The sequence below is a fragment of the Paenibacillus sp. F411 genome (genome assembly GCF_017582705.1).
GTDB lineage: Bacteria > Bacillota > Bacilli > Paenibacillales > Paenibacillaceae > Paenibacillus_AQ > Paenibacillus_AQ algicola.
In genome coordinates this window covers 1-20412 of record NZ_JAGFIP010000025.1, presented here as the reverse complement: position 1 = coordinate 20412, position 20412 = coordinate 1, and the positions used below count along the sequence as shown (strand labels likewise).

The 20412-nt window shown below is 51.7% G+C and carries 15 protein-coding genes and 1 pseudogene; 11 read left to right on the top strand and 5 right to left on the bottom strand.

Annotated features, from left to right (window positions below; translation table 11 throughout):
* Positions 1 to 2: 2 nt before the first annotated feature.
* The 8 genes from JJQ72_RS19180 to JJQ72_RS19145 all read left to right on the top strand — a co-directional run bounded on the left by JJQ72_RS19180 (position 3) and on the right by JJQ72_RS19145 (position 8731).
* Positions 3 to 1499 carry an ABC transporter ATP-binding protein gene (locus JJQ72_RS19180; protein ID WP_208204649.1) on the top strand — a complete coding sequence of 499 codons (1497 nt, stop codon included), beginning with the start codon at positions 3 to 5 and terminating at the stop codon, positions 1497 to 1499.
* Positions 1496 to 2563, top strand: a complete 1068-nt coding sequence (locus JJQ72_RS19175; RefSeq protein WP_208204648.1) for an ABC transporter permease — start codon at positions 1496 to 1498, stop codon at positions 2561 to 2563. The genes JJQ72_RS19180 and JJQ72_RS19175 overlap by 4 nt, the downstream gene beginning before the upstream one ends.
* Positions 2547 to 3470 (top strand): ABC transporter permease, encoded by a 924-nt coding sequence (locus tag JJQ72_RS19170; RefSeq protein ID WP_138224832.1) that lies wholly within the window; start codon positions 2547 to 2549, stop codon positions 3468 to 3470. The genes JJQ72_RS19175 and JJQ72_RS19170 overlap by 17 nt, the downstream gene beginning before the upstream one ends.
* 67 nt (positions 3471 to 3537) lie before the next feature.
* Positions 3538 to 4212 (top strand): sulfite oxidase-like oxidoreductase, encoded by a 675-nt coding sequence (locus JJQ72_RS19165; protein ID WP_138224833.1) that lies wholly within the window; start codon positions 3538 to 3540, stop codon positions 4210 to 4212.
* A gap of 1 nt (position 4213) precedes the next feature.
* Positions 4214 to 4948, top strand: coding sequence for a nucleoside phosphorylase (locus tag JJQ72_RS19160; protein WP_138224834.1), 735 nt, complete (start codon positions 4214 to 4216; stop codon positions 4946 to 4948).
* A gap of 251 nt (positions 4949 to 5199) precedes the next feature.
* Positions 5200 to 7080: a molecular chaperone HtpG gene (gene htpG, locus JJQ72_RS19155; protein ID WP_208204647.1), complete on the top strand. Its 1881-nt coding sequence runs from the start codon at positions 5200 to 5202 to the stop codon at positions 7078 to 7080.
* Positions 7081 to 7396: 316 nt separating this feature from the next.
* The gene (locus JJQ72_RS19150) at positions 7397 to 7561 is read left to right on the top strand and encodes a hypothetical protein (RefSeq protein ID WP_208204646.1); all 165 of its coding nucleotides are present in this window, start codon (positions 7397 to 7399) and stop codon (positions 7559 to 7561) included.
* A 60-nt stretch (positions 7562 to 7621) separates the two neighbouring features.
* Positions 7622 to 8731, top strand: a complete 1110-nt coding sequence (locus JJQ72_RS19145) for a hypothetical protein (RefSeq protein ID WP_208204645.1) — start codon at positions 7622 to 7624, stop codon at positions 8729 to 8731.
* 470 nt (positions 8732 to 9201) lie between these two features.
* On the opposite strand, the gene JJQ72_RS19140 is transcribed toward JJQ72_RS19145, so the two are convergent.
* Positions 9202 to 9825, bottom strand: coding sequence for a DUF3298 and DUF4163 domain-containing protein (locus JJQ72_RS19140; protein WP_208204644.1), 624 nt, complete (start codon positions 9823 to 9825; stop codon positions 9202 to 9204).
* Between the two features lie 300 nt (positions 9826 to 10125).
* Here JJQ72_RS19140 and JJQ72_RS19135 point away from each other — a divergent pair, with 300 nt between their 5' ends.
* A complete protein-coding gene (locus tag JJQ72_RS19135) occupies positions 10126 to 12684 on the top strand; it encodes a beta-mannosidase (protein ID WP_208204643.1) in 2559 nt (852 codons plus the stop codon).
* A gap of 71 nt (positions 12685 to 12755) precedes the next feature.
* Here JJQ72_RS19135 and JJQ72_RS19130 read toward each other — a convergent pair whose 3' ends face one another.
* Genes JJQ72_RS19130 through JJQ72_RS19120 form a run of 3 tightly spaced genes read right to left on the bottom strand, consistent with a single transcriptional unit; the run spans position 12756 to position 17631 of the window.
* Entirely contained in the window at positions 12756 to 14582 is a 1827-nt protein-coding gene (locus JJQ72_RS19130; RefSeq protein WP_138224840.1) for an ABC transporter substrate-binding protein, read from the bottom strand.
* A gap of 41 nt (positions 14583 to 14623) precedes the next feature.
* Positions 14624 to 16135: an ABC transporter permease gene (locus JJQ72_RS19125; RefSeq protein ID WP_208204642.1), complete on the bottom strand. Its 1512-nt coding sequence runs from the start codon at positions 16133 to 16135 to the stop codon at positions 14624 to 14626.
* 53 nt (positions 16136 to 16188) lie between these two features.
* Complete coding sequence (locus JJQ72_RS19120; RefSeq protein WP_208204641.1) at positions 16189 to 17631, bottom strand: ABC transporter permease; 1443 nt, start codon at positions 17629 to 17631, stop codon at positions 16189 to 16191.
* Between the two features lie 143 nt (positions 17632 to 17774).
* Here JJQ72_RS19120 and JJQ72_RS19115 point away from each other — a divergent pair, with 143 nt between their 5' ends.
* Positions 17775 to 19523, top strand: a complete 1749-nt coding sequence (locus tag JJQ72_RS19115; protein ID WP_208204640.1) for an ABC transporter ATP-binding protein — start codon at positions 17775 to 17777, stop codon at positions 19521 to 19523.
* Between the two features lie 154 nt (positions 19524 to 19677).
* On the opposite strand, the pseudogene JJQ72_RS19110 reads toward JJQ72_RS19115, so the two are convergent.
* Positions 19678 to 20165, bottom strand: a pseudogene (locus JJQ72_RS19110) (transposase); the annotation flags it as partial.
* Between the two features lie 43 nt (positions 20166 to 20208).
* Here JJQ72_RS19110 and JJQ72_RS19105 point away from each other — a divergent pair.
* Positions 20209 to 20412: hypothetical protein (locus JJQ72_RS19105; protein WP_208204639.1), on the top strand; the 204-nt coding region annotated here is incomplete at its 3' end.

The window sequence follows — 20412 nt, the reverse complement described above, 5'->3', positions numbered from 1 at the left end:
TCATGCTGCTCGAAATGGATCACATTACGAAAAAATACGGCGATTTCAGCGCCAACCGCGGCATTGATTTTTCCCTCCGGCCGGGCGAGGTGCATGCCATCGTCGGGGAGAACGGAGCAGGCAAGACGACGCTGATGCGGATTTTATACGGCATGGAGCAGCCCACCTCCGGCACGATCCGGATTGATGGCAAGGAGGTCTCCTTCAGCAGTCCCCTGGATGCCATGAAGCAGGGGATTGGCATGGTGCATCAGCACTTTATGCTGTTTCCTTCCTTTACGATTGCAGAGAATATTGTCATAGGCAGCGAGCCCGGCAAAAGCGTACGCTTTGACCGGAAGCAGGCTTCCGCCATTGTGCAGCAGCTATGTCAGCAATACGGAATGAAGGTAGATCCGGAAGCCGTGGTGGGAAGCAGTGCTCCCGGTGTCCAGCAGCGGGTCGAAATTTTGAAGGTGCTGTATCAGGGAGCGGAGGTCATCATTCTCGATGAACCGACAGGGGTGCTGACTCCGATCGAGGTGCAGGAGCTCCTCTCTGCCATCAAGCTGCTCACGAAGCAGGGCAAAAGCTTCATCCTGATCAGCCACAAGCTGAATGAGGTGCTGGATGTGGCGGACCGCATTACGGTGCTGCGGGACGGTGCGGTAACCGGTACTGCCATGAAGGGAGAAACCGATGCCAGCCAGCTGTCCCGAATGATGGTGGGGCGTGAGCTTAAGGAGCTGAACCGGATCCCGGCAGCACCGGGACAAGAGCTTCTGGCCCTGACAGATGTAACACTCCGCCAGAAGGCAGGCAAGCCGGTGCTGGATCAAGTTCATCTCCATGTGCGGGCTGGAGAAATTGTCGGGATCGCCGGGATTTCCGGTAACGGACAGTCCGAGCTGCTTCAGGTCATTTCCGGCCTGCTGCAGCCAGACGAGGGCCGCATCATGCTTAATGGTTCAGAGATTACAGGCCAGTCGATCCGAAGCATTCGGGATCAGGGTCTGGCTCATATTCCTGAGGACCGGTACGTCTGGGGAGCGAATCGCGAAGCTACTGTGCTGGATACCGGATTGATGGGACATCAGCGCAGGCTGCAAACAAGGGGATTCATGAAACAGAAGGACATCCGTCAGATGGTATCCCGCTGGATCTCCAAATTTTCAATCAAGACCGGCTCTCTGTCCACGAGTACGCAGTACTTGTCGGGGGGGAATTTACAGAAGCTGATCGTGGCCCGGGAGCTGGAGCAGGATACCCCGTTTCTCATTGCTGCAGAGCCTACACGCGGCGTGGATATCGGTGCGATGGAGACCATTCACAGCGAGCTGCTGAAACGCCGCGAGCAGGGGAGCGGTATTCTGCTCGTATCCTCCGAGCTGACCGAAATTATGAAGCTGTCGGACCGTATTCTGGTCATGTTCGAGGGCCGCATTGCCGGGGAGCTTCGGGCAGAGGAAGCGAGTGAGGAGAAGCTGGGGCTTTTGATGGCGGGAGGAACGATAGAATGAAACAAGGATTAAGACTTTTCGCTCCACTTCTGCAGCCGGTCGCGGCCGTGCTTGTCGGTCTGCTGGTAGGAGCGGCAGCGATTCTCATTGCTGGTGGAGAGATCTGGACGACATATGCCGAAATGTGGAAGGGAGCCTTTGGCAGCTTCTACTTTGTTACGAGCACGCTCGCAAGATCAACACCGATTATTCTGGTCGGGCTGGGGGCTGCATTTGCATTCCGTGCAGGCTTCTTTAATCTGGGCGCTCCGGGACAGATGATCTTCGGCGCGCTTGCCGCCTCGCTGACCGGAGTGTATCTGCCGGGACCGGGCTGGCTAATCTGCATTGCGGCTATCCTTGCCGGTATTCTGGCAGGAGGGCTATGGTCGGTGATGGCCGGCTATTTCGATGCACGCTTTGCGGTGAACCTGCTCATTTCCACGCTGCTGCTGAACTATATTGCCGATCTGTTTGCGGGATACCTGGTGAGTTATCCGCTTCGTGATACGTCCGGTTCTGCGGCGATGGCTCAGTCCGCGATGCTCGACAGCAGCGTATGGCTGCCCAAGCTGTTCCGGGGCATGCCGCTGCACATCGGGTTTCTGTTCGCAGCCTTGCTCGCTGTAGTCATTTATGTGCTGCTAAAACGCACAAGAGTAGGGTATGAGGTGCGGATGCTGGGCGGCAACCCGCTGTTTGCACTGTACGGCGGCATTAACCGCGGGACGATGATGCTGGGTGCCATGTTCTTTAGCGGCGGCCTGGCAGGACTAGGAGGCGCGGTTGAAGTGCTGGGCTCGCAATACCGTTACATCGACGGCGCGCTGACTTCAGCGGATTATGCCTGGACCGGCATCATGGCGGCCTTGCTTGCCCGCTCCAATCCGTTAGGCACACTGCTGGCAGCCGTATTCCTGGCCGCGCTGCAGACCGGTGCCATGGGTGTCGAGCGTAACACCGAGGTGCCGCTGGAGGTTGGAGCGATTATTCAGGCTGCCCTGATCTTGTTCATTTCTGCACAGTTTACGTATGATTTCTGGAAGCGCAAAAGGGGGAGCAAGTCACATGGAACAGCTGTTTGATCTCGCACTGCTGAATACGGCCCTCCGTGTTCTGGCTCCTATACTGCTGGCGGCGCTGGGGGGCGCACTATGTGCGCGTGTCGGTCTGTTTAATGTCGGGCTGGAGGGATTCATGCTGCTGGGTGCCTTCGCGGCGATTGCCGGCAACTATTTCTTCGGCAATGTGCTCCTGGCGATTCTTTTTGCCGTGCTGGTCGTGCTCCTCTTCTCACTGCTGTTCGCCTATCTGTCCATCCACCTGAAGGCGAATGTCATTGTTGTCGGGATCGCGATGAACGCGCTGGCAGCGGGTCTGACTACATTCAGTTTACGGGCGATTTTTGACGTTAAGGGTGCCTTCTATGATAAGGAAATGGTCGGTCTGCCTAAATGGGATATTCCCGTACTGGAGAGCGTCCCCGGGCTGGGGCCGATTCTTTCCGGGCACACGCCGCTCGTGTACCTCGCGTTCCTCGTGGCCGGGCTCATGTGGTTCTACTTCTACCGCACGAAGAACGGCTTCCGGTTTCTGGCGTCAGGAGAGAATCCGCTGGCGGCATCCAGTCTTGGAATCCGGGTGCGGCGTTACCAGTACGGGGCCGTTCTTGCGAGCGGGGTGCTGTGTGCGCTAGCCGGTGCACAGCTCTCCTTGGGCCAGCTGACCATGTTCACGGAGGGCATGACCGATGGCCGCGGCTTTATCGCGCTGGTTGCAACGATGCTGGGACAGTCCGGTCCGCTGGGCGTGACGGCGGCCAGCCTGCTCTTCGGCTTTATGGAAGCCCTGAGCATCCGCTTTCAGGGCCTTGCGCTGCCGACCCATTTTACACAGATGCTGCCGTATCTCGTCACCATTGCTGCCATGTTCTTTTTCAAAGACAAGAGTTTTCTGAAGGATGCCCAGAAGCAGGGCACCAGCTCGCGGTAAACATCGGGACGGGATATGATACAATACCAAGGACACGACATTTTGTCCCCGAAAGGAGAAGACAAGCATGCACAACAAGGCTGAGCGCCTCAAGAAAATGAAGCCCCTGCCGCTCGGCAGCCTGAGCGAGGAACAGCGTGCGAAGCTGCCGCCCGGACAAGCGCTGACGGAGAAATTTCCGATTCTGCATGAGGGTGAAGTGCCTGAGTATGAGATGTCACAGTGGAGCCTGAATGTATTTGGCGAGGTGGAAGAGAAGCGGACCTTCAGCTATGAAGAGCTGCTGGCGCTGCCGACCGTTACGGTGAACTGCGATATTCACTGTGTGACCCGCTGGTCCAAGCTGGATACGGTATGGGAGGGCATCTTATTCCGGGATTTTCTCCAGCTGCTGAAGGTTAAGCCGGAGGCCAAGTATGTCATGTTCCATGCGGACCCTGATTATGATACTAACGTGCCGCTGGAGGATTTGCTGCGCGATGACGTGCTGCTTGCCTTAAAATTTAACGGAGAGCCGCTGACGAAGAAGCACGGCTGGCCGCTGCGCACTCTTGTGCCGCACCGCTACTTCTGGAAAAGTGCGAAATGGCTGCGCGGCATCGAATTTATGACAGAGGACCGTCCCGGCTTCTGGGAAAAGAATGGCTTCCATAACGAAGCGGACCCGTTCAAGGAAGAGCGGTTCAGCGGAGAAGCCCTGCCGATTCCAGAGGATGAGTGGACCCATAAGGAGTATGACTGAGATGCTGATGCCGATTTTACAGGTTCAATCCGAAGACATGCCGGAGTATGGCATTGTGTGCGGTGATCCGCAGCGAGCCGAGCGAATTGCCGGCTTCCTGCAGGACGTCCGCGAGCTTGCGTTCAGCCGTGAATACCGGACCTTTACGGGTACATATCAAGGAGTCAGGCTGGCCGTAACGAGCCACGGCGTCGGCTCACCGGGAGCGGCAGTATGCTTCGAGGAGCTGATCCGCTCCGGCGTGAAGACACTGATCCGTGTTGGAACAGCCGGCTCCTATCATGCCGAGCTTCCGGCCGGCAGCCTGGTCGTCAGTACAGCGGCTATCCGCACGGACGGACTGACTCGCCAGCTGGTGCCGGAAGGCTTCCCGGCTGTCGCTGACAGTGCAGTGACCCAAGCGCTGGAGGAGAGTGCGCTGGCATTGAAGGGCGGCGCCGTCCGCAAAGGCATCACCGTCACGCTGGATGTGTTCTTCAACGGTGTCGAAGAGGTGCCGCATGCCAAGTACAAGGCGGCCGGTGCGCTGGGCGTGGAGATGGAGATTGCTGCGCTATACGTTATTGCGTCGCTGCGCGGAGCGCGGGCGGGCGCCATTGTCGCGATGGACGGCTATGCTGACAGCGACCTGGCGGCAGAATATGACCCGCATACCGACACGGTGGCACGGGCCGTGGAACGCGAAATACAGGCTGCACTGGATGCCGTGGCCAAGCTGGCCAAGGCCGATGACTGAGGCAACAGTCAGTCAGGCGGACCCCATGAGGCAATCATAGCTAACGAACGAGATGACGGTCTCCCTTTTTGGAGGGAGGCTGTTTTTTTATGGATGGAGAGAAGCCCTTCATATTTTTGCCATTACAAATTAAGTGACGGGAACGTATTGACATCAAAAATCAGGTATTGTTAAATAAAAGAAGTGTTGGCACTCGAGAGCATGGAGTGCTAAAATTTGAACATTTTCGGTTTATGAAAGGAGACTCATCCATGGCTCAGAAAGAATTCAAGGCAGAATCCAAACGCTTGCTGGAAATGATGATTAACTCCATCTACACCCAGCGCGAGATTTTCCTCCGGGAGCTGATCTCGAACGCCAGCGACGCGATCGACAAGATCTACTATAAAGCGCTGACTGATGATCAGCTCGTATTTAATAAAGAGGATTACTACGTTCAGGTCAAGGCAGACAAGGATCAACGTACGCTGACTATTACTGACACAGGCATCGGTATGACCCAAGAAGAGCTGGAGAACAATCTGGGTACGATTGCCAAGAGCGGCTCTCTCGCCTTCAAGAGCGAGAATGAAGCGAAGGATGGCCATAACATCATCGGCCAGTTCGGGGTGGGGTTCTACTCCGCATTCATGGTCGCGGACCATGTTACGGTAACCACGAAGGCATTGGGCTCGGCGGAAGCTTATCGCTGGGAATCCAGCGGTGCAGAAGGTTACACCGTGGAAGTTGCTGAGAAGGACACGGTCGGCACTGAGATCGTCTTGAAGATCAAGGAGAATACAGAAGAGGACAGCTATGATGAATTTCTTGAAGAGTACCGTCTGAAGGCGATCATCAAGAAGTATTCTGATTTTATCCGTTATCCGATCAAGATGGAAATTACCGGTCAGCGTCCGAAGGAGGATGCCGAGGGCGAGTTCGAGGAGTACCGCGAAGAGCAGGTTGTGAACAGCATGGTTCCGATCTGGCGCAAGAACAAGGACGAGCTGACGGATGAGGATTATGCCAATTTCTACGCCGAGAAGCGTTACGGCTTTGATAAGCCGCTCAAGCATATCCATGTTAAGGCAGACGGTGCGGTCGTATACAATGCAATCTTGTTTATTCCGGAGAACACACCGTTTGACTACTACACCAAGGAATATGAAAAAGGCCTGGAGCTCTACTCCAACGGCGTCCTCATCATGGACAAATGCGGCGATCTCCTTCCGGATTATTTCAGCTTCGTGAAGGGGATGGTAGATTCCGAAGACCTGTCCCTTAATATTTCTCGGGAAATGCTGCAGCATGACCGCCAGCTGACTCTGATCGCCAAGAACATCAAGAGCAAGGTGAAGAGTGCGCTATTAAGCCTGCTGAAGGAAGAAAGAGAGAAGTATGAGAAATTCTATTCTGCATTTGGCAGACAGCTGAAATTTGGCGTATACAATGATTACGGCCAGCATAAGGACGTGCTGCAGGATCTGCTGCTGTTCCATTCCTCCAAGGAGAAGAAGCTGGTATCGCTGGATGAGTATGTATCCCGCATGCCGGAAGACCAGAAGTACATCTACTATGCAGCGGGTGAATCTATCGACCGGATTGAGAAGCTCCCGCAAACGGAGCTCGTAGCGGACAAGGGCTATGAAATCCTCTATTTCACAGACGATGTGGATGAGTTCGCGATCAAGATGCTCATGAGCTACAAGGAGAAGGAATTCAGATCCGTATCCAGCGGTGACCTGGGCATCGATTCCGAGGCGGAAGAGAAGGCGGAAGAGGCTGCCGAGAACGAGAACAAGGAGCTGTTCGAGGCCATGAGCGGCATCCTGAGCGGTAAAGTGAAGAGCGTGAAAGCTTCCAAACGCCTGAGATCCCATCCGGTTTGCCTGTCCACCGAAGGTGATCTGTCTATCGAGATGGAGAAGATTCTGAATCAAATGCCGAATAACCAAGGCATTCAGGCGGATAAGGTGCTGGAGATCAACATCAACCATGATGTGTTCCAATCCTTGAAGAACGCACAGCAGAACGACCAGGAGAAGCTGGCCCTGTACACGAACCTGCTGTACAACCAGGCGCTGCTGATCGAAGGCCTGCAGGTGTCTGATCCGGTTGAGTTCACGAATGATATTTGTAAAATGATGGTGTGATTTAGGTGCAAATATTAGCAGGATAGATAGCCAATACACTTCTAAGAAAGTATATGATTCACTTTTAAGTGATCATCTTATACTTTTTTACGAAGTGTATTTTTTTGTGAGATTTTATATAGGTGGATTTAACTGTTTTCTGTCTAGGACATTTGAATTCAATGTTCTATCGTTCGACAAAAAGATTGTTTAATTGACATTTTGTCCTATGAAACAGTGCGTCATGGGTAATATAAATGGCTGTTCCTCAAAAGAAATATGACATTTAAGGGCTTACACCTCACATACAATAGTTCCTGGGTATGGTGGAAAAATAATGAATGTCATGACAAAATATATTGAACAGGATGTTGATCCACATAACAATAATCAGTACTTAGGAACATTCTGGGATCCTATGGGTTCAGGAAGCTCAAATGGTGTCTTTAGAGCTGTATATAATGCTGATCTTAATGGTACCAATAAAGCAATGGTATATTAAGATATTTACAAAGATTGGAGGGGGATCCCCTCCTCCTTTCTTTTTGAAAGGAGACAAATCATGAAAGAGTTAATGTCATGCCTGCTTCTTATAACGATATTACTGGCTGGCTGCACAGAAGAAATTCAACCATTAAAGGATCTGGAGTCTGTGGAGCATGAAAACGAAGTCAGTCATGAGGAGGAGGTCGTTGAAGAAAATCAGAATGAAAATCAGAAATCTCCCTATGGAATGACCCAAATCAAGCTGCCCTATAATCAGTACACACAGCCTTGTACGTGGGGTGGACAGTTATTTGTACCAGTAAACTCGGAAAAGGAAGGGCTGCAGAACCAGATTTTGTCCTATGACATGGAGACGAAACAGTCCGAAATCATATATTCATCCAAGCTTACCTACGCAGCGATTAATGATCTAACATGCAGTGCGGATTATATGGTCTGGGTGGAGACGGATGAGTTTGGTATGAAAGCTTCTGTTCACGCAATGGACCGGGCAGAAAATACAGAAAGAATCATATTTCAATATGAGGATCCAGAGAAAGTAGCTATGGACGCTCCTGTACTGCATGAGAACTGGGTCGCTTGGATGACCACAAACTATGATCAGCCGGAGGTCATGTTATACGATTTATCCAGTAACAAATTGCAAACCATTGCAGTTATAGAGGCTGCGGGTCTGCATAATAACTTTGTCGATTTCCATGAAGATGAACTGCTGTGGACAGATACCGTGAATGACAAGGGTAAATATTATTTGTACGACCTTAATAGTGGTGAGATTGATGAAATCAACTCTGAGTATCCCTACATCGGCTATGCAAGGTTTGCAGATGATCAAATACTCAGCATTAATTTTGAAGATGTACAAAAATGGACCACAGGAAAGTTTGGAACACTTGATATAGACTCACAACAATTTGAACTTATCGAAAAGGATTATATCAGTCGTTTTGACACCTATAACTATCACATAGCCTACATTACAAAGGATCATAAATTGATGTATTACCGTGCTAATGATAATCAAAAAGTTGATCTTACGGAATATACGCAGAAGACTGTAGATACCTTAGACTTCACGAATGAAGGGCTGCTGGTTGCGGGTACGTCAAGCCCTGAATATTCAGAACTATTCGTCTTCACAAATTTGCTGAAGGACGATGAGTAAGGTAGTTTTAATTCTCACATTATAGGGGGGATTTCCATTAACAAACATAAACTTTTAATCTATCTATTTATTTTATGTTCACAGTTTCTAATAATCATAAATATTGCTTTGGCGCAGAACTACTCAGCAAGCTTGACCAGCAATCCGGAAGGAATTTCAATCAGTAATGATATTGCAGATCTATTGATCACTGATGATCGGTGGTCCATAGAAAAATTTAAGACCTACTATGAATCCTCCACATTCCTGAGCATTTTATTCATCGTTTTTACTCTAGTACTTGTCGTGAGATATTATCTTAAAAATAACAATAGCAGTTAGTGCTCAGCATAAGGGGAAGACAATGCGTAATTGAGGTGCTCTCTTTGCGGTTACAGGTGCGGCCAATCCTGAATGCAGAGTTGTTCGTTTTCGTGTTAAATTGCCATCTTATTCTTGTTTATGAACTACCCTTGCCGATTACAATGTATCTATACCACACCCGCCGTTAACACAGCCAGCGGTCCATCCTCCGCGATGATCGGCTGGAGGCTGTACACCGAGATGGGGAACATGGGTAAGCCGACATAGTAGGGAGTGATCGCATACAGCGGATAAAAGAGCACCAGGGCTTTATCGGCCAGATAAAAATCCTGATCCGGCTGCACGGTAACCGAATTGTCCAGCACGGGCAGATCCCGCTCTTTAATCTGGTGCTTCACCTCGGCGGCCAATACGGCTTCATAATTGGAGCCTGGCTTAAATAAATCACCCAGACGGTACAGCTGCCCGGTTGCTGTGGAGAAGGTCAGGCCTTTGGCCACAGTATACCCATGAGCCATAGGCGTGGAATACGTATAATTACTGAGCATCAGGCTGAGGATGCCGCGTTCATTCGTCTTGATCTCAAAATGTACGGTCATCTCTGGATGGCTGCCGCTCTGAACGCTCTGCTGCTGCCGCTCCATTTCCTGCAGAGCCATTACGATGGTGTGGTTGATCTTATGCTCGGCCTGCTGGCTGGCAAGCCCCCGGACTTGCGGGTACTGAATAAACGCAGTCGGCGTTCTGTAGGTTAAGGTTTGAATCTGCACCGGCGGTTCATATAAGCTCATAGGTTTTAATCTCCTGTCAAACGTGATACATCAGCCTATGCAGCATTTCCCAAGGCTGATACAGCGCGAGCGGCTTTTTTCCCGTCTCATATTCCCTTCAGCAGATCCAATTGCGGATTTTCGGACTTGCACTCTTAGGTTTTTATTTTGATATTGACGGCGGTGCGGAATGACGGTATATTTAACACCAAACAACATAACAAATTTGTTATCAAGTGCGCATTTGTTATTTTGTTATGTTATTATCCTATCATATGTAACCGGATGCAATAGAACCTGACGAACCTAAAGGAGCGCGTGATGAACTTGAACAAGATGCTTATTCAAGACTGGACATTTAGAGAAGTAGGGAGACAGGAATGGCTGCCTGCGAAGGTGCCGGGCTGTGTTCATACTGATTTACTGCATAATGGCCAGATTAGAGATCCTTTCTATGGTACAAATGAGCATGATTTGCAGTGGATTGACAAGAAGGACTGGGAGTATAAAACCGTCATTGAGGTCACAGAGGAGATGTACGCTGAGCAGCAGCTGGATCTGGTATTTGAAGGCTTGGACACGTATGCGAATGTATATTTGAACGAAACTCAGGTGCTCTCGGCCGATAACATGTTTCGATCCTGGAGAATCAAGGTGAAATCTCTCGTCAAGATGGGCAGCAACACACTGCGCATTGTATTTCGTTCTCCGATTCAAGAGGATCTGCCGAAGCTGGAAGCCTTGGGCTACCCGTTACCAGCTACCAATGACCAGTCTGAGGTGGGCGGTCTTGGCGAGAAGAAGCTTAGCATTTTTGCACGAAAAGCGCCCTATCACTACGGCTGGGACTGGGGTCCGCGGTTTGTGACCTCCGGAATCTGGAGACCGGTCTCGCTGGAGGCCTGGTCTGGCGTTCGCATCAGCGACGTGTTCATCCGGCAGGATGAGGTATCGGCCCCGTTTGCCCGCCTTACAGCACAGGTAACCTTTGAGACGGATGCTTCGTTCAGTGGTGTCCTGACGGTAAAGACGGAGGACAGCCGCTGGTCAAAAGAGCTTCAGGTGAGTGCGGGGAAGCATACGGCAGAGCTCCCACTGGATATAGAGCAGCCGAAGCTATGGTGGTCCAGAGGCTTGGGCGAGCCTCATCTGTACACCTTTAAGGCGGAGCTGAAGGGAGCACAGACATCGGCAGAAGCTTCAGTACGCACCGGACTGCGCAGCGCCAAGCTGATTCGGAAGAAGGATCAGGAGGGCACATCCTTTTACATCGAGCTGAACGGAACGCCAGTGTTTGCCAAGGGGGCAAACCATATTCCCAATGACAGCTTCCAAACAGAGGTTACGACAGAGCGCTATCGTCATGAGATTGCCTCGGCCGCAGAGTCCAATATGAACATGCTTCGCGTCTGGGGCGGCGGCATTTATGAAGAGGCAGCCTTCTACGAGCTGTGCGACGAGTACGGCATGATGGTGTGGCAGGATTTCATGTTTGCATGCAGTATGTATCCGGGCGACCCCACTTTCCTCGAAAGTGTGAAGCTTGAAGCAGAGGATAATGTCGTGCGGCTGCGCAATCACCCTTCGATCGTGCTATGGTGCGGCAATAATGAAATTGACACCGCTTGGTCGCATTATGATGAGCATGGTGGCTGGGGCTGGAAGAAGGATTACAGCGCAGCGCAGCGGGAGCAGATCTGGAAGGATTATGAGGCTATTTTTCACGAGGTGCTGCCGAAGGCCGTATCTTCTTATGCGCCGGGCATGGATTACTGGCCGTCTTCTCCGATGGTCTCACTCACCGGCGACATCAGTCAGCATGCGCATTCCAGCACCACGAGCGGAGACATTCACTACTGGGGGGTGTGGCATAACACGGAGCCGTTTAGCAATTATGAGGTGCATGTCGGCCGATTCATGAGCGAGTACGGATTTCAGTCCTTCCCGGAGCCGCGCACCGTCCGCACTTATGCTGAGGAAAGCGATATGGAGCTGGAGTCCAAGGTCATGCTGGCCCACCAGAAGAACGGCGCCGGCAACCGCTTGATCAAGAGCTATATGGATCAGTACATGAATGAGCCCAAGGATTTCGAAGCCTTCCTTCATATGAGCCAGATGCTGCAGGCTGATGCAATGAAGACGGCCATTGAAGCTCATCGCCGCCGGATGCCATACTGCATGGGGACACTATACTGGCAGATGAATGACTGCTGGCCTGTTGCTTCCTGGGCAGGCATGGATTACCTGGGACGCTGGAAGGCGCTGCAGTATACAGCCAAGCGCTGCTTCCGCGATCTGAGCCTCATTGTACATCATCAGGAGGGGGAGCAGAGGCTGGAAGTGTATGGGGTGTCTGATCTGCGCGAGGAAACGGCGGGTCACCTTGAGCTGTGTCTGATGGATCTTCAAGGTAACGTGCTGTGGCGTGATCAGCTGGACATTCTTGTGCAGGCGCAGCAGTCGAGCATTCTGTACGAGATTGATGCCGCTGAGCTCCTGTCCGGGCAAGAGGCCGGAAGGGTAGTGCTGCAGGCAGAGCTGAAGCAGCAGGACATGCTGCTTGACAGCAAGACATTCTATTTCGTCCACGATCGTGATCTTCAGCTGGAACAGTCTGAAATCAGTGTGACAGCAATTACCGAGAACGGGCAGCCAGCGTATCGCCTGGAGTGCCATACCCTAGCCCGCCATGTGTGGCTTACCACGGAGCAGGAGGGAATCTTCAGCGATAATGATTTTGATCTTGTTCCAGGCCAGCCGAAGGTGGTCACCTTCTCCCGTCGCAGTGAAGGAGCAGCTCCATTCGAGCCGGCATCGGCGAGAGAGATTCAGGTACTGTCGATGGTGGACTGCATTCAGACGGTAAGTCCGGTTCGTTAAAACAGACTATGGAAACAAAAAACCTCCCCCGGGATCATCTCATCTCGGGGGAGGTTTTTAATTACAGCAGCTTACTTCGAATTCTGATAGTTCGCAAGGAATTCCTTCACTTTCGCCGGATCGGCTTTCAGCTCATTGCCCGTGTTCACGAGCGGGCTGAGTGTGGAGTAGGCTTTTTCCTTGTTGTTCTTGTAGTAGGCAAGGAACTCGTCCTGATTGATGGAATGCAGAACGGCTTTGCGCAGATCCTCGCTCTTCGCTACATCACGGTTCGCCGTGTTGAAGAGCAGGTAGGCTACGGCATTGCTTTGAACCGTCTGCAGCTCCAGCTTGCTGTCGCTACGGACAACATCATACTTCGTTTCAGGAACGGAGTAGAACAGATGAATCTCTCCGCTGCGCAATGCCGCCAGTGTGCTGTCTGCATCCTGAATGAAGCGTACCTTCACCTGATTGATGTTCGGCTCATGGTCGGTACCTGTCATGTAACCAGGGTTTTTGTAGAACACAGCTTCATAGTCATTCTTGTACGACAGAATGTAAGGACCGCTGGCATACAGGGTGTTATTATACTGATCGCCTTCGGTTACCGTGTTCTGATCGCCGTAAGGGATGTCCTTGTTCACATCAAATTTAGCAACATCATAGGTGTTGATGCTTTCAACCTGCTTCTTGGATACAATCCCTGCGGATTGGTGAGCCAGGTAATTCAGGACTTGCGGGAACGGCTCGGTGGTCGTCAGCTTGATAACCTGATATTTGCCGTCCTTGGTGCTGGCTTGATTCTTGTCTGTCACGAGAGATGCGATTGGGGTATCCAGGCCGTTCTCCAGTGCCTGGCGAACTGTTTCGTCACTGCCGGCTACCTTTACGGCATCCAGGGAAGCAAGATCCTCCACAACCTCTACATCCTGAATATGCTCATGCAGGGTATAGGTGCGGTGATCTGGCACCGAATCCTTGTTCTTGGCACGGTTCATGGAGAAGACAACATCATCTGCACCGACACGCTCTCCCGAATCTACAGCCAGCTTGTCTTCTACCTTCGCGAAGTTGATGTCATCCCGCAGAATGAAGTAGTAATCGCTGTTGCCTTCAGCAATGCTGTGGTTGTAAGACAGCGAGCCTTCGGACGTAATCTTGTCGTCATCGGTCAGGTTAATCAGGCGTACGTTCATGTTCGTGTTAATAATATTGATCGAGCCGTCATTGCCCTTGATCGGATCCAGGGAAGTCAGCGTAGGGATCGTCTGGGACAAAATGAGAGGCTCCTGGTCGCGCTTGGACGTATCGTTAAAGTCAATATCTTCCCAAGGCAGGGAGCGGGATTTCGACAGGCGTACCGACTCCGGATTCAGAACATCCTTGTTCAGTGCCTGGCTTTTCAATGAAATGTACAGCGGTGCAATATAGGCCTTGCTCTCAACGAGCACCTGCTCCAGCTGCTTGTACGTTTCTACTGCATCTTCCGGGCTTTGAGTGGATGCCTGGTTGATCAGCTGATCCACTTCTTCATCAGACATAATGCTGTAGTCGCCGCCAGTGGTGAACAGGGAGCGTACTGCATAGTCCGGGTTCCCGGTTACGGTCGTCCAGCTGGACATAGATACATCATAATTACCGGCGTCCTGCTGGCTTTTGAAGCTGCCGTAGTCCGGCTGAATGTTCAGCTTCACGTTAAAGCCGTTCTTGGTAAGCTGGTCGCGGATGATATTGAGGTCCGCTTCATTGGCGCTCATCCCCAGCACTTCGATGGTTGGTGCTGTGGTATTGGCAGGCTGCTCGGCATTGTTATCTGGAGCAGGCGTAGATTGACCCTCGTCTTTCGTCTGAACGGTGCAGCCGCTCAGGATCAGCACAAAGGTGAGCAGAAGAAGCAGGATGTTTCTTTTCTTCATGTTGAGTTCCTCCTGGATATATAAATTGTTGTTGCCGCTAGTTAGTCCAGCTTCGGATCCAGCGCATCGCGCAGTCCGTCGCCGAGAAAGTTAAAGGAGAGCACAAGAGCGATGATAGCCAGGCCGGGATAGATGGCCAGGTACGAGTTCGTCTCCAGATACGTGCTTCCGATCTTCAGAATATTGCCCCATTCCGGTATGTGGGGCTCTACACCCAGTCCGAGGTAGCTCAGACTGCTTGTAGCAATGACCGCCCCACCAATGGTTAAAGTAGTTTTGACGATCATGGGGGCCAGTGAATTCGGTACAATGTGCTTGAAGATGATCGATAGATGGCTGGAGCCAAAGGCCCGCGCCGCATCCACATATTCATAGGTGGAAACCATCAGCACGTTCGCTCTCATCGTCCGGGCATAGGTCGGAATCGCTCCGACACTCAGCGCGATAATCAAGTTGAACGTATTTGCCCCGAAAGCAGCAATGATCGCAATGGCGAGCAGGATGCCTGGGATAGCATACAAAATATCAAGCGCCCGCATGATGATATTGTCAGTATGACGGCCATAGTAGCCGGAAATGGCACCCAGGATGCCTCCAATAATAACAGGAATCAGTGTCGACATAAATCCCACAATGAGCGAGATCCGTGCGCCAAAGACAATTCGGGAGTACAGACAGCGGCCAAAGTCATCCGTTCCCAGTGGATAGGTCAGTGACGGCGACTGCAGAATGGCACTGTAATTATTGTCTACAGCAAAGCTATATTCAAAGGTCAGCAGGCTGCTGACGGAAATCGTGAACAGAAATATAATGAAGAACATGCCGAGCATTGCCGTGTGGTTGCTCGTAATTTTGATCCAGACATCGGCCCAGCGGGTAGCCCCGGGATTCGCACTACGGCGGATTTTGGATAGCAGGCTAAGCCCCAGCACAACGGCGAACAAATTACCGGTAGCTGCGGTTAGCAGCAACGGCAGTGCCAGCCATTTCAATCCGGCAGGAAGCACATGCTGATGGGCATACTTGGCGACGAGGAGCAGCGCCGTCAGATGAAACACGGTAACGGCAATCAGTATGCCCATACCGGGCAAGAACCCATTCGATACGTAAGGCTTGAACATATTTAGAGACGATAGCGCGATGACGAAGATCTGAGTCAGAAGCATATATACCGAAATCGTATATTCCGGACTCTTCTGCTTCTTGATCAGGTTGAAGGAAGCCACCGTCAGAAACACATTGCCTGTCAGCAGGCTGAGCAGGCCGGCGTATCCCCATCTTCTTGTTGCCGGCCTGATCTCTCCATGCCGGGTGAGATCTCGCCGGATTTGGTAGGTTAGTGCTCCCTGCCCCAAGGTGAACAGGGTGTATAGGATGAATAATACCAGGATCACAGGGCGAACCTCCAGGCTGCCCCATGCAAAGCTGTTTAGCAGCAATACAAGGGCTAAAGCCAGGGAGACGACCCAAGTGAAGTTCGCCTGGGAATACTCGGGTGAGGATTTCAGGCGGAACCGGTCCTGCTGCGATTGTTGTAAGTTCTTCTTGATCATGGGTACACCTGCTTTAATAAGGTTGCAGTGCTGAAAGGCTGCAATGAGCCGCCTCAGTACTGCTTCATCCGGGAACGGATCCGCGGATCCAGGAACGCATACATCATATCAATCATCACATTTACAATCGAAATCGTGATGGCTGTGTATACGACACCGCCCATAACGGCCGGGATGTCGGGAATAAACTGCTTGTCTACAATATAGCCGCCGATCCCGCTAATATTAAATACCTTCTCCGTGACAGCGGCGCCTCCGAGCATCGCTCCGAACTGAAGACCGATGACAGTAACAATCGGAATGAGCGCGTTGCGCACCGCATGCCGGCGCAGGACCTGTCGGCTGCTGATGCCTTTCGCCTTGGCGGTCAGGATATAGTCCTCATGAATGACCTCCAGGGTTGAGGAGCGTGTCATTCGGGCAACGGAGGCTGTAAGCGCGGTGCCCAGCACAATGACCGGCATGATCATAGAGAGCCAGTTCCCAGGGCTGTAGGTTGCCGGCAGCCACTTCAGATTAATGGAGAAGCCCAGAATGAAGATCAAGCCCTGCCAGAAGTTCGGAATCGACAATCCCAGAAGGGCGATGAACATAAAGGAGTAATCCCAGAACGAATTCTTCCGGGTCGCCGATATGATTCCGATTGGAATGGCAATGATCATCGCGATGAGCAGGGAAATCACGGTCAGCGTCAGCGTAATCGGAAATTTCCTTGCAATACTGTCGGTCACTTGTTCATTTCCGGAGAAGGATTTCCCCAGGTCGAAGGTGAATATTCCTTTTAGTGTGTTCCACAGCTGCGCCCAATATGACTGATCCAGACCGTGGAGGCGGTTGAAGGCCTCGATCTGTTCCTGAGTCGCGGTCACACCTAAGATGTTGGCGGCCGGATTCATCGGCGACATATAGAGAATGCTGAACACCAGCACCGACACTCCAAGGATGACGAACCACGTCATAACAAGCCGCTCTGAGATAAACTTCAGCAAGGGATAGCTGTACAGAATGATCATCAGATACATGAGCAAGCCTGGAATCCATGAAATTGCAAAAAAAGCCGGCCTGCGGATCAAGGATTCAAACGTGTCCGCAAAAGTTAACCGGCTTTGCCCGTTAAGCTGCATTTCCTTGATCGCCTCGTCATGTAGCTGTTCCTGGAACTTCTGTTCCGCGAGCCGCTCGGTCTCACGTTTCAGCTTCTCCGAAGAGAGCTGCTGTTGAAAAAATTCAGCCTTACGCCGCAACTGATCCTGGATCTCCTCCTGCAGCTTCAGATGATAGCCGGAGGATAACCACTCGTTCCGCAGTCTGTTAACCACGGCGGTATAAGCGTCATGATTTCTCTGAATCATATAAACGAAGAAGACAACCAGGTGAACCGGAGCTCCTAACAAGAGAAAGAGGTATTTATATGAAGGATTCAGAAGGATTTTACGATACGTGCTGGTGATGTGGTTGATGGTCCGGCTGAAGCCGGCAGCTTCCTTCACATCCATAAGATGACTAGCCCTCCTTCATAAATTGCATTATTCCGAGTGATATAGTATATTTTATTTTAGCGTTTTTCAAAAGTCAATAGAGATCAAACGTTTCTTTCTTTATCATAGTTTATATATATTTTAAGGCAGGAGAAGGAGATATGGAACCCCTACTAGATGTAAAAAACTTAAACGTATCCTTTCAGAACCGCGATCGGGAATTTCATGCGGTACGCGGAGTCAGCTTCCAGCTGAACAAGGGAGAGACGCTGGGCATTGTCGGTGAATCCGGCAGCGGCAAAAGCGTCACTGCCCGCTCCATTATGCGCCTGCTCCCGTCGCCGCCTTCTTTTATGAAGGAAGGCGAGATCAAGTTTCAAGGACAGAGCCTGAACGAGAAGACCGAGCGTGAGATGGAGAGCATACGGGGACGGGATATGGGCATGATTTTTCAGGATCCGATGACGTCCTTGAACCCTACGCTTCGAATCGGAGAGCAGATTGCGGAGAGCCTGATCAAGCATCAGAAGCTGTCGGGCAAAGAAGCGAAGCAGCAAGCGCTCGATATGCTGAAGCTGGTTGGTATTCCGAACAGTGAGGCGCGGTACAGCCAGTATCCGCATGAATTTTCCGGCGGGATGCGGCAGCGGGTCATGATCGCCATTGCACTCGCCTGCCGGCCGGCGTTGCTGATTGCGGATGAGCCTACGACGGCGCTCGATGTAACGATTCAGGCCCAGATTTTGAATGTCATGAAGGATATGCAGAACCGCTTTGGCACCTCGATCATTCTTATTACCCATGATCTCGGCGTTGTAGCCGGTATGTGCGACCGGGTCGCGGTCATGAAGGATGGCGTTATTGTAGAAACGGGAACGACGGAGGAGATCTTTGATAATCCGCAGCATCCGTACACCCTCAAGCTGCTGAACGCTCTGCCGAGGCTTCATGAGAAGAAGAAGCCGAAGCCGGTATCATCGATCTTGACAGCAGAGGAGCTGAAGCGTCCGCTGTTGCAGGTTCAAGGATTGAAGCAGCACTTCAGCATGGGTAAGGGACAGGTGCTGAAGGCCGTTAACAATATCAGCTTCCATATTAATGCCGGCGAAACGTTAGGCCTTGTCGGAGAGTCCGGCAGCGGCAAGTCCACAACAGGGCGCGCAATTCTGCGGCTTCATCAGCCGACAGGAGGCGATGTGCTGTATCAGGGGATGGCGGTGAACCGGCTTACGTCCGGTGAAATGAAGACCATGCGTCAGCATATGCAGATGATCTTTCAGGATCCGTATGCTTCGCTCAACCCGAGATTCAAGATCGTGGATATTATTGGCGAGGCGCTGGATGTGCACAAGCTGTCCGGAAGCCGGCAGCAGCGCCGCAAGCGTGTTGAGGAGCTGCTCGATATGGTCGGGCTGAACCCGGCCTTTGCAGACCGGTATCCGCATGAGTTCTCCGGGGGACAGCGTCAGCGGATCGGGATTGCCCGGGCCCTCGCGGTAGAACCGAAATTCATAGTGTGTGATGAGCCTTTGTCCGCGCTCGATGTCTCGATACAGTCGCAGATCGTCAAGCTGCTGGAAGAGCTTCAGCAGCGCCTGGGCCTCACTTATTTATTCATTGCTCACGATTTGTCGATGGTCAAGCACATCAGCGATCGGGTAGCTGTCATGTATCAGGGCAAGATCGTGGAGCTGGCCGAAAGCGAGGAGCTATACGCCAATCCACAGCATGAGTATACGAAATCACTGCTGTCTGCCATTCCGATTCCCGACCCCAAGATCGAAGCTGCGAAGAAGCGGGTGCTGCTGGAAGAACGGACGGGAGAAGATAAATACAATCTGGAGCATTCCGAGCTGGTGGAGGTGACCCCAGGACACTGGGTAGCCATTCCGGCCGGACACGTCTCCTGACGTGCAATTAGCCCCATCGCCATCTCTGCAGCAAATGCTGCTTCACAATGGCGGAATACCCTCGCTGAGCGAAGGCCAACAGACTTTAATATAAAAAAAGGGGCACCGAGCTCGCAATAAAAGCGAGCACGGCGCCCCTTTTTTTCGGTTTCTTTCAGCTTCCTAATGTAAAGATTCGTTTCAGATTCACCACGAATATAGCCATTGCTCCTTGCATATGCATGCCGGATAGACCCGAGGATGTGGCCACATCATACCCGTGTCTGTGCTTGAGTTCGCTGTTCTTCGCTTCAATTTTGTAACGCTTTTTGGCTTTTTCTTTGAAAGCCTCACTTTCCTGAAACGCCATTTGTTCGGCGTGCACCCCGGATTTAATGGTGACGGAGTACATCTTGCTCTTGGCGCCCTCCTTGTAACATCCCTCTTTCAAGGGACACCTCTTGCACTGCTCTACATCAAAGTCGTAGGTGTCGGCTTGGTTCTTGCCCGTCTCCTTCTTGCGTCCCCTTGCGTAATCTGCGGGTTTAACCGGGAGACCCGTTCCATATGATTCTTCTTGCTATAGATCAGGTTGTTCTTCTCCGAATACGCCGTGTCGCCAATCACGGTCTTTACAGTTACGCCAGCCGCGACGCTTTTTTGTCTTTGGGCACGATCAGGTCATACAAGGACGTGTACGGGCTGAATGAAAACGAAGGTTGATTCTGGAACAAAGAGCTTCCATCCTTTCTATCTTAACGGTTTTGCAGTAGATGACGAAGGAGCGGAGGGAAGAGGGAGGCTGGAGAAGCGGAGCGCTCGCCTTTGTCCCCGGATTTCATCCGCCAAGCGGTATGAACAAGAAATCTGGGGACAACAGCGATCGGAAGCCCCCTCTTCCTGCAGCGAC

Coding starts and splice junctions, on each gene's coding strand:
- JJQ72_RS19180 (WP_208204649.1), top strand. CDS start 3: ATGCTGCTCGAAATGGATCACATTACGAAAAAATACGGCGATTTCAGC.
- JJQ72_RS19175 (WP_208204648.1), top strand. CDS start 1,496: ATGAAACAAGGATTAAGACTTTTCGCTCCACTTCTGCAGCCGGTCGCG.
- JJQ72_RS19170 (WP_138224832.1), top strand. CDS start 2,547: ATGGAACAGCTGTTTGATCTCGCACTGCTGAATACGGCCCTCCGTGTT.
- JJQ72_RS19165 (WP_138224833.1), top strand. CDS start 3,538: ATGCACAACAAGGCTGAGCGCCTCAAGAAAATGAAGCCCCTGCCGCTC.
- JJQ72_RS19160 (WP_138224834.1), top strand. CDS start 4,214: ATGCTGATGCCGATTTTACAGGTTCAATCCGAAGACATGCCGGAGTAT.
- htpG (WP_208204647.1), top strand. CDS start 5,200: ATGGCTCAGAAAGAATTCAAGGCAGAATCCAAACGCTTGCTGGAAATG.
- JJQ72_RS19150 (WP_208204646.1), top strand. CDS start 7,397: ATGAATGTCATGACAAAATATATTGAACAGGATGTTGATCCACATAAC.
- JJQ72_RS19145 (WP_208204645.1), top strand. CDS start 7,622: ATGAAAGAGTTAATGTCATGCCTGCTTCTTATAACGATATTACTGGCT.
- JJQ72_RS19140 (WP_208204644.1), bottom strand. CDS start 9,825: ATGAGCTTATATGAACCGCCGGTGCAGATTCAAACCTTAACCTACAGA.
- JJQ72_RS19135 (WP_208204643.1), top strand. CDS start 10,126: ATGAACTTGAACAAGATGCTTATTCAAGACTGGACATTTAGAGAAGTA.
- JJQ72_RS19130 (WP_138224840.1), bottom strand. CDS start 14,582: ATGAAGAAAAGAAACATCCTGCTTCTTCTGCTCACCTTTGTGCTGATC.
- JJQ72_RS19125 (WP_208204642.1), bottom strand. CDS start 16,135: ATGATCAAGAAGAACTTACAACAATCGCAGCAGGACCGGTTCCGCCTG.
- JJQ72_RS19120 (WP_208204641.1), bottom strand. CDS start 17,631: ATGGATGTGAAGGAAGCTGCCGGCTTCAGCCGGACCATCAACCACATC.
- JJQ72_RS19115 (WP_208204640.1), top strand. CDS start 17,775: ATGGAACCCCTACTAGATGTAAAAAACTTAAACGTATCCTTTCAGAAC.